Source organism: Methylophilus sp. OH31 (assembly GCF_000576615.1).
Taxonomy (GTDB): Bacteria; Pseudomonadota; Gammaproteobacteria; order Burkholderiales; family Methylophilaceae; genus Methylophilus.
The window spans coordinates 454,222-467,562 of the sequence record NZ_BAUS01000002.1 but is presented as its reverse complement, the minus strand read 5'-3'; the positions used below and the strand labels follow the sequence as shown (position 1 = coordinate 467,562).

Below are 13,341 nucleotides of genomic sequence, written 5' to 3'. Positions count from 1 at the left end.
GATGGAATGTGATTACTTTAGCATGCAGCACTGATAAAATCACACCATGTTTACTGGGATTATTCAAACCGTCGGCCGGATTGCCGAAGTGGTTCCGCATGGTGAAGATTGCGCATTACGCATTGAAGCCGCGGAACTGGGAATGCAAGATGTGCAACTGGGAGATAGCATTGCCGTTAATGGCGTATGTCTCACCGTGACTGAATTCGACGCGCACGCTTTTCAGGTCATGGTGTCAAAAGTCACGCTGGACGTGACTACCGGACTGGGCCAACCAGGCCCGGTCAACCTGGAAAAAGCCTTGCGCCTGGCTGACCGCCTGGGCGGCCACCTGGTCACCGGCCATGTCGATGGCATAGGCACCATTACCGCCTTGCAAGAGGTTGGTGAATGCTGGCTGCTCAAGATACGCGCCCCGCATGCCATCAGCAAATACGTCGCGAAGAAAGGCTCTTTGTGTGTGAACGGCATCAGCCTGACCGTGAACGAAATCAGCCAGGACGAGGTCAGTATTAACCTGATCCCGCACACCATGCAACACACCATCATGCAATACGCCAAGGCCGGAGACCCGGTCAACCTCGAAATCGATTTAATTGCACGCTATGTTGAGCGTATGCAAGCCTGGGAGCAAGAATAATGTCGGCGCAGATTAGCCCTATTGAAGCCATCATTGCCGATATCCGTGCCGGAAAAATGGTCATCCTGGTCGATGACGAACACCGTGAAAATGAAGGTGATTTTGTCATTGCTGCTGAGTTCGTCACCGCAGAGCATATCAATTTCATGGCCAAATTTGGCCGCGGCCTGATTTGCCTGACCCTGACCGAGCAACGTTGCCGCCAGCTGGATTTACCGCCCATGGTACAAAAAAATGGCACCCGCCTCGGCACCAATTTCACGGTATCCATTGAAGCAGCCGAAGGCGTGACTACCGGTATTTCTGCGGCTGATCGCGCCACAACGATACGCGCAGCGATTGCCAAACAAGCCAACGCCAGCAGCCTGGTCAGTCCTGGCCATATTTTCCCGCTCTCAGCGATGAATGGCGGCGTGCTGGTTCGTGCCGGACACACGGAAGCAGGCTGCGATCTGGCACAACTGGCCGGCTGCGAACCTGCCAGCGTCATTTGCGAAATATTGAAAGATGACGGCGAAATGGCACGCTTGCCAGACCTGATGCAGGTGGCGGCTGAGCATGATATTAAAATTGGCACCATTGCCGACCTGATCCATTACCGCGCCTCACACGAGACCCTGATTGAGCGCAGCGCCGAGCGCAATATCGAGACCGTGTTTGGCCCAATGCGCCTGATCGCCTACCGCGACAATATCGCGCAGGAAACACATCTGGCGCTGGTCAAAGGCGATCCGCAGACCAGCGAAGAAGCGCTGGTAAGGGTGCACGAACCTTTGTCCATGATAGACCTGCTGGATAGCAGCCACCAGGCGCATAGCTGGAACCTGTTACACGCTATGCGTATTATCAGCACCGCGCCTTGCGGCGTGATTGTGCTGATCAACCGCGATGAAGACGGGCTGGGACTGACCGACCGCATTTTGCGCGCGGACCAAAAGCTGGTGGTGAACCAGGAATTACGCAATTACGGCACCGGCTCACAAATCCTGCTCGACCTTGGGGTGAAGAAAATGCGCCTGATGGCCGCCCCGCGCAAAATGCCAAGCATGGATGGCTTTGGCCTGGAGATTACCGGCTATTTGAGCGCGGAAGAAGCTAGCCCTGTATGAGTGAACAGTTATCGTTAGACAGCAATGACATGCGCCTGAACCTCACCGGCCAGATTTTGATTGCCATGCCAGCCATGGAAGACCCCTACTTCAGCAAAAGCGTGATTCTGGTGTGTAACCATGACCAGGATGGCGCCATGGGCATGATACTCAACCACCCTTTGCAGCTAAATGTAGGCGACCTGTTTGAGCAACTGGATATGGAATGCCATGCCAACTACCAGCAAGAACGGCAAGTGCATTTTGGCGGCCCGGTGCAAGTGGAACGCGGCTTTGTGCTGCATACGCCAGCCACTGAATTCAACACCACCATGGAGTTATCAGAAGGCCTGGCCATGACTTCCTCCAAAGATATCCTGGAAGCGGCGGCGCGTGATGAAGCACCGCCAGACATGTTTATCGCCCTCGGTTATACCGGCTGGTCCGCAGGTCAGCTGGAGGAAGAAATTCAGGCCAATGCCTGGCTGACGTTGCCGCTCGAGGACAACCAGCAGCTCCATAAGCTGATTTTCAAACTGCCCAATGATGACAAACTCTCCTGGGCCATGCAGCAATTAGGCGTAGACTTTGCCACTCTGTCCGAGGTCGCTGGCCATGCCTGATGCGGTCAAGCACGGCAAACAGCCTCTCAATCAAAGCCATTTACCGATTACCCAACGCCGTTACCCGGATGTCAGTGGCACGGTGCTTGCCTTTGATTTTGGTGAAAAACGCATAGGCGTGGCCGTTGGCGACACCCTGCTCAAGCTGGCACACGCACTGCTCACCATAGAAGCAGAAGAAAATGCCGCCAAATTTGCGCACATTGATGCGCTGCTGCAAGAATGGCGTCCTGTCTTGCTGGTCGTTGGTTTGCCGATGTCTATGGATGGCGAAGCCCATGCCATGACCGCGCTGGCGCAAAAGTTCGCCCAGCGCCTTGAAGGCCGCTTCAACCTGCCGGTCGTGATGGTAGACGAGCGCCTGTCTTCTGCTGAAGCAGCACAGTCGCTGTATGAAGCGGGTGTCAGAGGCCGTGCACAAAAGCCGCTGCTGGACCAGGTTGCCGCACAAACTATATTACAATCCTATTTTGATGCTTATCATGGACGTGCATAGCACACCCCCCTCATGACATTACCTGACCCCGAACAACTACTAGAGCATTTATACCAGCAACTCAAGCCACGCATACAGGAAAATACTGCCCTGGTCGGTATTTACACCGGCGGCGTCTGGCTCATGGAAAGGCTGCTCAAGCGCCTGCAAACTGAGCTAGGGCATGACATCCTGTTTGGCAAACTGGATGCAGCCATGTATAGAGACGATTATGCACAACGTGGTTTGAAAACATCCGCGCACCCGGCTTATATCCCGTTCGATATCAATGGCAAGCATATCATCCTGATCGACGATATTTTTTATACCGGCCGTACCACGCGTGCGGTCATGAATGAACTGTTTGACTATGGCCGTCCGGCCTCGGTACAACTGGCTGCCCTCATCAACCGTGGCGGCGCACAGTTACCAATCCGGCCAGACATGGTCGGTGCCGACCTGCCTTTACAGGCGCATCAATCGTTTGACCTGGCCATGAACACGCTGGGGCGCTTAAGCCTCAGCATTTCTGAAGCGGCCTCGCCTGCCAAGCCTGGAGCTGACGACCATGCATAACCCGCAACTCAACGCGCAAGGACAACTACAGCATCTGCTGAGTATCGAAGGATTACCCAAACGCATTTTGACCGACATTCTGGATACGGCCGAAAACTTTGTCGGCGTGGCCGAGCGTGAAGTCAAAAAAGTGCCGCTGTTGCGTGGCAAAACCGTTTGCAATATTTTCTTTGAGAACAGTACGCGCACGCGCACCACGTTTGAAATTGCTGCCAAACGCCTGTCGGCCGATGTACTCAACCTCAATGTCAGCACCTCGTCGCAATCCAAAGGCGAGACGATTTTAGATACGGTAAACAACCTGATTGCCATGCACGCCGATATGTTTGTCGTGCGTCACCAGCAAAGCGGCGCCGCGCACTTTATTGCGCAGCATGTGCCACCGCATATCAGCGTCATTAATGCGGGTGATGGCCGTCATGCGCACCCGACACAAGGCTTGCTGGATGTCTTTACTATCCGCAAATACAAACCGGAAATGCACAACCTGCGCGTGGCGATTGTCGGCGATGTGCTGCATTCACGCGTCGCCCGCAGTGAGATTCATGCCTTGACGACACTGGGCGTACCCGAAATACGTGTCATCGCACCACGCACCTTACTGCCAACAGACGTGGAAAAACTCGGCGTGCAGGTATTCCACAATATGGAACAAGGCCTGAAAGATGTCGATGTGGTCATGATGCTACGCCTGCAAAACGAGCGTATGTCTGGCGCCTTGCTACCCAGTTCGCAAGAGTTTTTCCAGACCTTTGGCCTGACGCCAGAGCGACTGGCGCTGGCCAGGCCGGATGCGATTGTGATGCACCCTGGCCCGATGAACCGTGGTGTAGAAATTGATTCGGCAGTCGCAGATGGCAAACAGTCAGTGATTCTGCCGCAAGTGACTTATGGTATCGCAGTCCGCATGGCGGTGATGGCAATTCTGGGAGGGGGCAACGCCGCATGAACATCGTAATTAAACAAGGCCGCCTGATGGATGCCAACCAGCAACTGGACCAGGTCAAAGACCTGTATATCAGTGCAGGGAAAATCGTCGCCATCGGTGAGGCACCGGCAAACTTCAAGGCAGACCAAACGCTGGATGCCAGCGGCAAATGGGTGTTACCTGGCCTGGTCGACTTATGCGCCCGTCTGCGCGAGCCCGGCAGTGAATATAAAGCCACGCTACTGAGCGAGTTACGCGCAGCCATGGCCGGTGGCGTCACCAGCCTGGCTTGCCCGCCAGACACCGACCCGGTGCTGGATGAACCCGGCCTGGTCGAAATGCTCAAACACAGGGCCAAATCACAGGCACTGGCGCATGTCTATCCGCTAGGCGCCGTCACGCGCCAGTTGCAAGGCCAGTTACTCACAGAAATGTACGCCCTGACTGCGGCAGGTTGCGTAGGCTTTTCGCAGGCAGACACCACCATTGTCGATACGCAAGTACTGTGGCGCGCCTTTGAATATGCGGCTTCTTTTGGTTACACCCTGTTTATGCGTGCCGAGGACCCTTACCTGGCCAAAAATGGTGTCGCGCATGATGGCGAGGTCGCTTCGAGACTAGGCCTGAAAGGCATTCCTTCTGCGGCAGAAAGCATCGCTTTGCAAACCATGCTGCGTATTGCGCAAGCCACCGGCGTCAAGCTGCATATCGCCCGCGTCTCTACCGCAGAGTCCGTGGAACTGATTCGCCAGGCCAAACAATCGGGTATGCAGGTAACGGCAGATGTGAGTATTCAGCATCTGCACCTGACCGACATGGATATCGGCTTCTTTGACAGCATGGTGCATTTAAAACCACCCGTGCGTACCCAGCGCGATCGCGACGCGCTGCGCGCAGGCTTGCTGGATGGCACGCTGGATGCCATTTGCTCCGACCACACGCCGGTGGACGATGACGCCAAGGCGCTGCCGTTTGCCGAATCACATCCGGGCGCCTCTGCGCTCGAACTGTTGCTGCCACTGACCTTAAAATGGGCGGCACAAGCCAAGCTATCTCCCACACAAGCGCTGGCCAAAATCACGCAAGCACCAGCTAATATCCTTGGCGTTAATGCAGGTGATTTGCAGGTAGGGGCAACGGCAGATGTCGTGATTTATGACCCGGAAATGGAGTGGCGTGTTGACGGCCGTGCCCTGCTGAGCCAAGGCAAGAATACGCCGTTTGTGCATCATGCAGTCACCGGCAAAGTGACCACCACCTTCACGCAGGGCAACCTGGTGTTCCAGCAAGAAACCTTGCAAACTACTGTGTAAACCAGCGTGTAAGCCTCAACAAAAACGCCTGCAATGTATGACCACATCGCAGGCGTTTTTATGTACAGCGTTTTGAAACCGGGCGTGGGCTGACTACAAGATATCCAGGTCAGAAATCTTGCCGCGCTCCTGATTCTCAGGGTTCGCCATCTTGCTGTTAAGCTTAAACTTGAGGCGCAAATCATTGACCGAATCGGCATTGCGCAAGGCATCGTCATAACTGATCTGGCCCGACTCAAATAAATCAAACAAGGCCTGGTCAAAGGTTTGCATGCCCAGTTCGCGTGATTTGGCCATGATCTCTTTAATCGCGTGCACATCACCTTTGTAGATCAAGTCAGAAATCAACGGTGAATGTAACAACACTTCCACCGCAGCCACGCGCCCACTGCCATCAATTTTGGGAATCAATCGCTGCGAAGCGACACAGCGCAAGTTAAGCGACAAGTCCATCAATAACTGTTGCCGGCGCTCTTCAGGGAAAAAGTTAATAATCCGGTCCAGCGCCTGGTTGGTACTGTTGGCATGCAAAGTGGCCAGGCACAAATGGCCGGTCTCCGAGAAAGCAATCGCGTAATCCATGGTTTCACGGTCACGGATCTCGCCGATCATAATCACATCCGGCGCCTGGCGCAGCGTGTTTTTAAGCGCCGCATGCCAGCTTTCAGTATCCACACCAACTTCACGCTGGGTGACAATACAATTGCGATGGCCGTGAATAAACTCAACCGGGTCTTCAATGGTAATAATATGGCCGTAGCTACTTTCGTTTCTATGCCCCAGCATGGCTGCCATTGAGGTTGACTTACCAGAGCCGGTGCCGCCGACAAAAATGATCAGACCACGCTTGGCCATCACCACGTCTTTAAGAATCTGCGGTAACTTTAATTCATCAAATTTGGGGATATTGGTATTGATCACCCGGAACACCAGTCCGACCGCACTGCGCTGAATAAACGCATTGACGCGGAAACGGCCGACGGACGGCATACTGATAGCAAAGTTACATTCCAGCGTCTGCTGAAACTCCAGCGACTGCTTATCGTTCATCACCGCGCGACCGATCTCGGCGGTTTGCTGGGTGTTCAGGGTTTGTGAGGACACCGGCGTCAGCTTGCCGTCTATCTTCATGGCAGGCGGAAAGCCCGCCGTGATAAACAAGTCCGAAGCCTTGCGCGTGACCATCAGTTTCAGCAGGTCAGTGACGAACTTCTCCGTATGGGCGTGATCGCCCGTCGTTTGCGTGCTGTCCATATTGTTAGCCGATGATAGCGTCACGGTTCGCGGCCTTGGTGCGCGCTTCAGCAGCACTGATGACATTGCGTTTTACCAGGTCTTGCAGGTTCTGGTCCAGGGTTTGCATGCCCAGGCTCTGGCCGGTCTGGATCGCAGAATACATTTGGGCAATCTTGTTTTCACGAATCAGGTTACGAATGGCCGGGGTGCCCATCATGATTTCATGCGCAGCTACGCGGCCTTGCTCATCCTTGGTTTTACACAGGGTTTGTGAAATCACGGCACGCAACGATTCAGACAACATGGAACGCACCATTTCCTTCTCCGCCGCCGGGAACACATCGACCACCCGGTCTATGGTTTTTGCCGCAGAACTGGTGTGCAAGGTACCAAATACCAGGTGACCGGTTTCGGCCGCAGTCAACGCCAGGCGGATGGTTTCCAGGTCGCGCATCTCACCCACCAGGATCACATCCGGGTCTTCACGCAACGCAGAGCGCAGCGCATTCTCAAACGATTGCGTATGCGGCCCGACTTCGCGCTGGTTGATCAACGACTTTTTCGAGGTGTGCACAAATTCAATCGGGTCTTCCACCGTCAGCACATGCGACATCTGCGATTCGTTGATGTAATCAATCATCGCCGCCAGTGTGGTGGACTTACCGGAACCGGTTGGTCCGGTCACCAGCACAATGCCGCGTGGCGTATCGGCAATGTCCTTGAATACTTTGGGGGCATTCAGCTCATCCAGCGTCAGCACCTTGCTCGGAATGGTACGAAACACCGCGCCGGCGCCACGTTGCTGGTTAAAGGCGTTAACCCGGAAACGCGCCAGGTCAGGAATCTCAAACGAGAAGTCACATTCCAGCGTTTCTTCGTAGATTTTGCGCTGGCTGTCGTTCATGATGTCATACAGCATGCGGTGTACTTCGGCATGATCCATGGCGGGCAAATTGATCTTGCGCACATCGCCATGCACACGAATCATCGGTGGCAGGCCGGAGGACAAATGTAAGTCCGACGCTTTATTTTTAACTGAAAATGCCAATAAATCTGAAATATCCACAATCGACTCCAGTGATTATTTATATAATGTTGCTTTAGTTTTGTATTCTTAGTTCTTCAACACTTGTTTAGCTGCCATGACTGCCCTCTCTGACAATCTTGCCTGTATCCGCCAACAGATCGCAGACGCACAGACACGCTTTCAGGCTACGCAACCTGTCACGCTATGCGCAGTGAGCAAAGCGCAACCGGCAGCGGCGATTCGCGCCGCCTATGACGCTGGTCAAACCGTATTTGGCGAAAACTATCTGCAAGAAGCCCTGCAAAAGCAGGCTGAGCTTGAAGACTGTGCTATAGCATGGCACTTTATCGGGCCAATTCAAAGCAATAAAACACAGCCAATTGCCCGTCATTTCGACTGGGTACACTCGGTAGATCGCCTTAAAATTGCACAACGCCTGTCTGATGCACGCCCGTCAACGCTGGCTCCACTCAATATTTGCCTGCAAGTGAACATTAGCGAAGAGGCAAGCAAAAGTGGTGCCAGTGGCCAGGAGTTATTGGAACTCGCCTTAAATATCAAACAGTTGCCACGCTTGCAGCTACGCGGCTTGATGGCAATTCCGGCACCTTGCAGTGACATTGAGCAACAGCGTGACCAATTTCGGCAGGTGCGCGCCTTGTTTGAGCACCTGAACAGCCATGGCCTGCAACTGGACTCATTATCCATCGGCATGAGTGGCGACTTTGCGGCGGCCATTGCCGAAGGCGCCACACTGGTACGCATAGGCACCGCCATTTTTGGTGCGCGCATCCCCTCTTTACCCACAGATTCAGTGATAAAAGGAACCTGATCACCATGCAATCACTTTCAGCCACACGCATTGCCTTTATCGGCGGCGGCAATATGGCACAAGCCTTGATGATAGGCCTGCAACAACGTGCATTTAATATGCAGAACATTACCGTGATTGACCCGGACACGGCCAAACACCTGCACTTGCAGACCAGCCTGGGCATCCACACCAGTGCCAGTCTGACGGCAGAACCACTGGCGGCAGATATCATTGTGCTAGCCGTCAAACCGCAACAATTACAAAGCGTGGCGCTGGCGCTGGCGCCCTTGCTGCAATCACAGTTAGTGGTGTCGGTCGCTGCGGGCATACGCACGGCGGATCTGAGTCGCTGGTTAAATGGCTATCAAACCATGGTGCGCACCATGCCGAACACCCCGGCGCAGATTCAGGCCGGGATTACCGGTGCTTACGCTTTGCCTGCAGTCTCGGCCACGCAACGCACATTGGCCGATGCAGTACTGCAAGCCGCAGGCGAAGTGATTTGGCTGGAAGATGAAGTACAGCTGGATGCCGTCACCGCCATTTCTGGCAGCGGTCCGGCTTATGTCTTTTTGATGATAGAAGCATTAACTGCGGCAGGCGTTGCATTAGGCCTCAGCGAAGCACAATCACGCCAACTGAGCCTGGCGACGTTTAAAGGCGCCAGCCTGCTGGCCGCTGGCAGCACCACGCCGATTGCTACCTTGCGTGAACAGGTCACCTCCAAGGGCGGCACGACCGAGCAAGGGCTGCTCAGCATGCGCCAGCATGATATTCATGGCATGATGCAACATGCAGTTGCGCAAGCCGCACGCCGCGCCAAAGAACTGGGTGATCAACTGGGAGCACAAGCATGATGTTGCAAAACATGACGACTTTTTTACTCAATGCCGCCTTCGGCATGCTGACGTTTTTACTGGTACTGCGTTTTTTAATGCAATGGACACGTACTTCGTTCCAGAATCCGTTGGGTCAAATGACCATGGCACTGACCGACTTTATGGTCAAACCCGCACGTAAATTGATTCGCCCGATCAAGCAGTGGGATTTATCGACATTGCTGCTGGCCTTATTGATGCAGATTATTTTGTTTGCCCTGTTGGCCTTGCTGACTGGCGCACCTGCCTCACCGTTGTTCTGGGTATGGCAAGCAGTGTTTGGCGTGCTGGGGCAAATGGTAGATGTGTTTTTCTATGCGATCTTACTGATGGCGATTTTAAGCTGGGTCAACCCTTACAGCCCGATTTACGGTGTCTTGAACCAACTGTCAGCGCCCATTCTGGAGCCATTACGCCGTATTTTGCCACCGATTCAGGGCTTTGACTTTTCTGCACTGGTCGCGCTGATTTTATTGCAAATGATCAGCCATATTGTGCTGCCAGGCCTGGCCGTGAGTATTCTTTAAGGCAAGCAATCACATAAAAAAGGACGACAAGTTGTCGTCCTTTTTTATTTATATCCACACAATATCAAACTCTTCCCGCCCGTACTGCGTATCCGGATGCAGTGACAGCGGCTTTTTAATAAAGTCAGACAAACTGGCCAGGCTCTGCGACTCTTCATCGCCCAGCATATTAATCACTTCAGGGGATGCCAGAATCTTGAATTCTTTGGCGCTTTTAAACTGCTTGGACTCACGCAATACTTCGCGCATGATTTCATAGCAAATGGTTTGCGCAGTTTTGAGTTCGCCACGACCCTGACAGACCTGGCAAGATTCACACAACAAATGCGCCAGGCTCTCGCGTGTGCGCTTGCGCGTCAACTCAACCAGGCCCAGTGCAGAGAAGCCGTTGACATTGATACGCGCCCTATCCAGCGTCACCGCCTTGCGCAACTCCTCCAGCACCGACTCACGCTGCGCATCTTCATCCATATCAATAAAATCGATGATGATAATGCCGCCCAGGTTACGCAAACGCAGCTGCCGCGCAATGGTTTGCGCCGCTTCAAGGTTGGTTTTAAAAATGGTATCAGACAGGTTTTTGCCGCTGACAAAACTGCCGGTGTTGACGTCCACCGTGGTCAGCGCCTCGGTCTGGTCAAAAATCAGGTAGCCGCCGGACTTAAGCTCCACCTTGCGCGACAAGGCTTTTTCAATCTCGCTTTCAATGTCATAAAACTCAAACAGCGAACGCTCGCCCTTGTAGTGCATAAGCGGCTTGACTGCATGTGAGACATACAACTCGGCAAACTCTTTCAGACGCTCAAACATCTCGCGCGAATCAACGCGGATACTGGTCGTTTCAGTACACACCACATCGCGCAAAATGCGGCGCGGCAAACTCAGGTCATAAAAAATCAGCGAACGCTCACCGACCTTTTTGCTTTCGGCCTGGATTTTTTGCCAGACTTTGCGCAGGTACTCAATATCCGCCAGTAACTCTTCATCGGTCGCATTCTCAGACATGGTGCGGATAATGTAACCGCCTTCACGCTCTTCCGGCAACAAGCCTAGCAGGCGATTGCGTAAAAACTCGCGCTCTTCTTCAATATCAATGCGCTGGGAGACACCAATGTGCTTCTGGTATGGCAAATAGACCAGAAAGCGACCAGCAATACTGATTTCCGTCGTCAATCGCGCACCTTTGGTACCGATCGCCTCTTTAATCACCTGCACAATAATCGACTGGCCTTCATGCAAGACTTCCTGAATCGGCCTGGCGGTTTTAACCGTGCCATCTTCTGAATGGCACTCCATGATATCCGCCGCATGCAGAAAAGCCGCACGCTGCAAACCGATTTCGACAAACGCTGACTGCATGCCCGGCAATACGCGCACCACGGTGCCGCGATAGATATTGCCGACGATGCCAAGTGATGAAGCTCGCTCAATATGCAGCTCCTGGACAATGCCCTGCTCCAGAATCGCCACGCGCGTCTCTTGCGGCGTGACGTTAATCAGTACTTCTTGCGCCAATGACATATTGCTTTACCCGATCCCGATTCATTATCTTTTATACAAAGTTTACCATGCGTGCAGCAACTGCGCCGTTTCATGCAGCGGTAAACCCATCACGCCGCTATAACTGCCATCAATGCGCTTGATCCACGCCCCGGCGCGCCCCTGTATGCCATAGGCACCTGCCTTATCCATTGGCTCGCCCGAGGCGATATAGTCCTGCAACACCACTTGTGGCACCTGCATCATCTCAACCTCTGTGGTATTGAGTAAACAACGTACCTGACCGGCCTGATAAACTGCCACTGCCGTATGCACCACATGAAGGCTGCCACTTAAACGCGAAAGCATGGCCATGGCCTCACCCGCATCTGCCGGTTTGCCTAAAATATCCTGCCCCAAAGCCACGGTCGTATCCGCCGCCAGAATCGACAAACCACGCTGACCATGCACCGCAGCCACAGCAAGAGCCTTTTCTTGCGCCAGGCGTAACACATATTGTGCGGGATCTTCGCCCGGCAAGCTGGATTCGTCGATATCCGCAGGCACAATTTCGCATTGCACGCCTAACTGCGCCAGCAATTCCACACGGCGTGGGCTGCGTGACGCCAGGATGATCTTTTGTTGATGCATGTAGATTCCAGAAACTTAACAAACAAGCCGCACAAGGTAACACAAACACAGTCTATTTTGCGCTAAAGGCAGTCCCAATTGCGACCCAACTTGTACTAACAGGCGCCTGTCTCATTGTGTACAATAACCGCTCGTTTGTCTTTTCTCACCAAGCCACCCGCATGAACTCACTTGAACACTTGCTGCAGCGTGCCGAACAACTCATCACGCGCCTGGAAACCCTGCTACCCGCACCGCCCGCCGAGATCAACTGGCAGGCCATCGCCTGGCGTTGGGTCAAACATGGCGTGCAGGGCCAGCTACAAGCCGTGGACCACCCCCATGCAGTATTGCTGCAAGACATACAATTTATTGACCGACAAAAAACTGAAGTGGTACGTAACACCCGGCAGTTTTTGCAAGGCTTGCCCGCCAACCACGTCTTACTCACCGGTGCCCGCGGCACAGGTAAGTCATCATTAGTCAAAGCTCTGCTCAATAGCTATGCCGCCGAAGGCCTGCGCCTGATCGAAGTTGAAAAGCAGGATCTCAATGACCTGCCACAGATTGCACAACTGATTCGCCAGCGGCCGGAAAAGTTTATTATCTTCTGTGACGACCTCACGTTTGAAGCCAACGACACCGGCTATAAAGCGCTCAAAGTGATCCTCGATGGCTCGATTGAGGATGCATCGCCTAACCTGCTGGTATATGCCACCTCCAACCGCAAAAACCTGATGCCGGAATATATGGCGGACAACCAGCCGATTGTAGACAAAGGTGAAATCCGCCAAAACGACACCATAGACGAAAAAACCTCACTGGCCGAGCGCTTTGGCCTGTGGCTCTCGTTCTACAGCTTTGACCAGGACGAATACCTGAGCATTGCCGAGCACTGGCTGCAAACGTTCGGCATCTCCATGGATGACGCCGCCCGCCACGCCGCCCTGCAGTTTTACCACACCCGTGGCGCCCGCAGCGGCCGTGTCGCCTACCAGTTTGCCAAAGACTACGCAGGCAAGCTGCAACTGGGCGCATAAAACACTGCGCTTAGAGGCATTCATCTTTAAACCAATTGCACTTATCCGTATTGAAACGCAGCTAGAA

At 53.6% G+C, this 13,341-nt stretch carries 15 protein-coding genes; 11 read left to right on the top strand and 4 right to left on the bottom strand.

What is annotated here, in order from left to right:
* The first annotated feature begins 46 nt into the window (after positions 1 to 46).
* The 7 genes from OH31_RS03980 to OH31_RS03950 are packed head-to-tail and all read left to right on the top strand — an operon-like array spanning position 47 to position 5,643.
* Complete coding sequence (locus OH31_RS03980; protein ID WP_024929716.1) at positions 47 to 640, top strand: riboflavin synthase; 594 nt, start codon at positions 47 to 49, stop codon at positions 638 to 640.
* Positions 640 to 1,749 carry a bifunctional 3,4-dihydroxy-2-butanone-4-phosphate synthase/GTP cyclohydrolase II gene (gene ribBA / locus OH31_RS03975; RefSeq protein WP_019881739.1) on the top strand — a complete coding sequence of 370 codons (1,110 nt, stop codon included), beginning with the start codon at positions 640 to 642 and terminating at the stop codon, positions 1,747 to 1,749. Before OH31_RS03980 ends, ribBA begins: the two co-directional genes overlap by 1 nt.
* Positions 1,746 to 2,351: a YqgE/AlgH family protein gene (locus OH31_RS03970; RefSeq protein WP_019881738.1), complete on the top strand. Its 606-nt coding sequence runs from the start codon at positions 1,746 to 1,748 to the stop codon at positions 2,349 to 2,351. The genes ribBA and OH31_RS03970 overlap by 4 nt, the downstream gene beginning before the upstream one ends.
* Positions 2,344 to 2,847, top strand: a complete 504-nt coding sequence (gene ruvX, locus OH31_RS03965) for a Holliday junction resolvase RuvX (protein WP_019881737.1) — start codon at positions 2,344 to 2,346, stop codon at positions 2,845 to 2,847. The genes OH31_RS03970 and ruvX overlap by 8 nt, the downstream gene beginning before the upstream one ends.
* Positions 2,848 to 2,859: 12 nt before the next feature.
* Complete coding sequence (gene pyrR, locus OH31_RS03960) at positions 2,860 to 3,402, top strand: bifunctional pyr operon transcriptional regulator/uracil phosphoribosyltransferase PyrR (RefSeq protein ID WP_024929715.1); 543 nt, start codon at positions 2,860 to 2,862, stop codon at positions 3,400 to 3,402.
* Positions 3,395 to 4,351 carry an aspartate carbamoyltransferase catalytic subunit gene (locus OH31_RS03955; protein WP_019881735.1) on the top strand — a complete coding sequence of 319 codons (957 nt, stop codon included), beginning with the start codon at positions 3,395 to 3,397 and terminating at the stop codon, positions 4,349 to 4,351. Before pyrR ends, OH31_RS03955 begins: the two co-directional genes overlap by 8 nt.
* On the top strand, positions 4,348 to 5,643 hold the full coding sequence (locus OH31_RS03950) for a dihydroorotase (protein ID WP_024929714.1): 1,296 nt from the start codon (positions 4,348 to 4,350) through the stop codon (positions 5,641 to 5,643). Before OH31_RS03955 ends, OH31_RS03950 begins: the two co-directional genes overlap by 4 nt.
* A gap of 93 nt (positions 5,644 to 5,736) precedes the next feature.
* Here the strand turns inward: OH31_RS03950 and OH31_RS03945 are convergent, their stop codons facing one another.
* Entirely contained in the window at positions 5,737 to 6,897 is a 1,161-nt protein-coding gene (locus tag OH31_RS03945) for a PilT/PilU family type 4a pilus ATPase (RefSeq protein WP_024929713.1), read from the bottom strand.
* 4 nt (positions 6,898 to 6,901) lie between these two features.
* Positions 6,902 to 7,945 (bottom strand): type IV pilus twitching motility protein PilT, encoded by a 1,044-nt coding sequence (locus OH31_RS03940; RefSeq protein ID WP_019881732.1) that lies wholly within the window; start codon positions 7,943 to 7,945, stop codon positions 6,902 to 6,904.
* Positions 7,946 to 8,021: 76 nt separating this feature from the next.
* On the opposite strand from OH31_RS03940, the gene OH31_RS03935 reads away from it, so the two are divergent.
* Genes OH31_RS03935 through OH31_RS03925 form a run of 3 tightly spaced genes read left to right on the top strand, consistent with a single transcriptional unit; the run spans position 8,022 to position 10,125 of the window.
* A complete protein-coding gene (locus OH31_RS03935) occupies positions 8,022 to 8,738 on the top strand; it encodes a YggS family pyridoxal phosphate-dependent enzyme (RefSeq protein WP_024929712.1) in 717 nt (238 codons plus the stop codon).
* 5 nt (positions 8,739 to 8,743) lie between these two features.
* Positions 8,744 to 9,577, top strand: a complete 834-nt coding sequence (gene proC, locus OH31_RS03930) for a pyrroline-5-carboxylate reductase (RefSeq protein ID WP_024929711.1) — start codon at positions 8,744 to 8,746, stop codon at positions 9,575 to 9,577.
* A complete protein-coding gene (locus tag OH31_RS03925; RefSeq protein WP_019881729.1) occupies positions 9,577 to 10,125 on the top strand; it encodes a YggT family protein in 549 nt (182 codons plus the stop codon). The genes proC and OH31_RS03925 overlap by 1 nt, the downstream gene beginning before the upstream one ends.
* Positions 10,126 to 10,173: 48 nt before the next feature.
* Here OH31_RS03925 and rng read toward each other — a convergent pair whose 3' ends face one another.
* Positions 10,174 to 11,640: a ribonuclease G gene (gene rng, locus OH31_RS03920; RefSeq protein WP_024929710.1), complete on the bottom strand. Its 1,467-nt coding sequence runs from the start codon at positions 11,638 to 11,640 to the stop codon at positions 10,174 to 10,176.
* Positions 11,641 to 11,688: 48 nt separating this feature from the next.
* Positions 11,689 to 12,255 (bottom strand): nucleoside triphosphate pyrophosphatase, encoded by a 567-nt coding sequence (locus OH31_RS03915; protein ID WP_201768559.1) that lies wholly within the window; start codon positions 12,253 to 12,255, stop codon positions 11,689 to 11,691.
* A gap of 161 nt (positions 12,256 to 12,416) precedes the next feature.
* Here OH31_RS03915 and OH31_RS03910 point away from each other — a divergent pair, with 161 nt between their 5' ends.
* Complete coding sequence (locus OH31_RS03910; RefSeq protein ID WP_024929708.1) at positions 12,417 to 13,274, top strand: ATP-binding protein; 858 nt, start codon at positions 12,417 to 12,419, stop codon at positions 13,272 to 13,274.
* Positions 13,275 to 13,341: the final 67 nt, after the last annotated feature.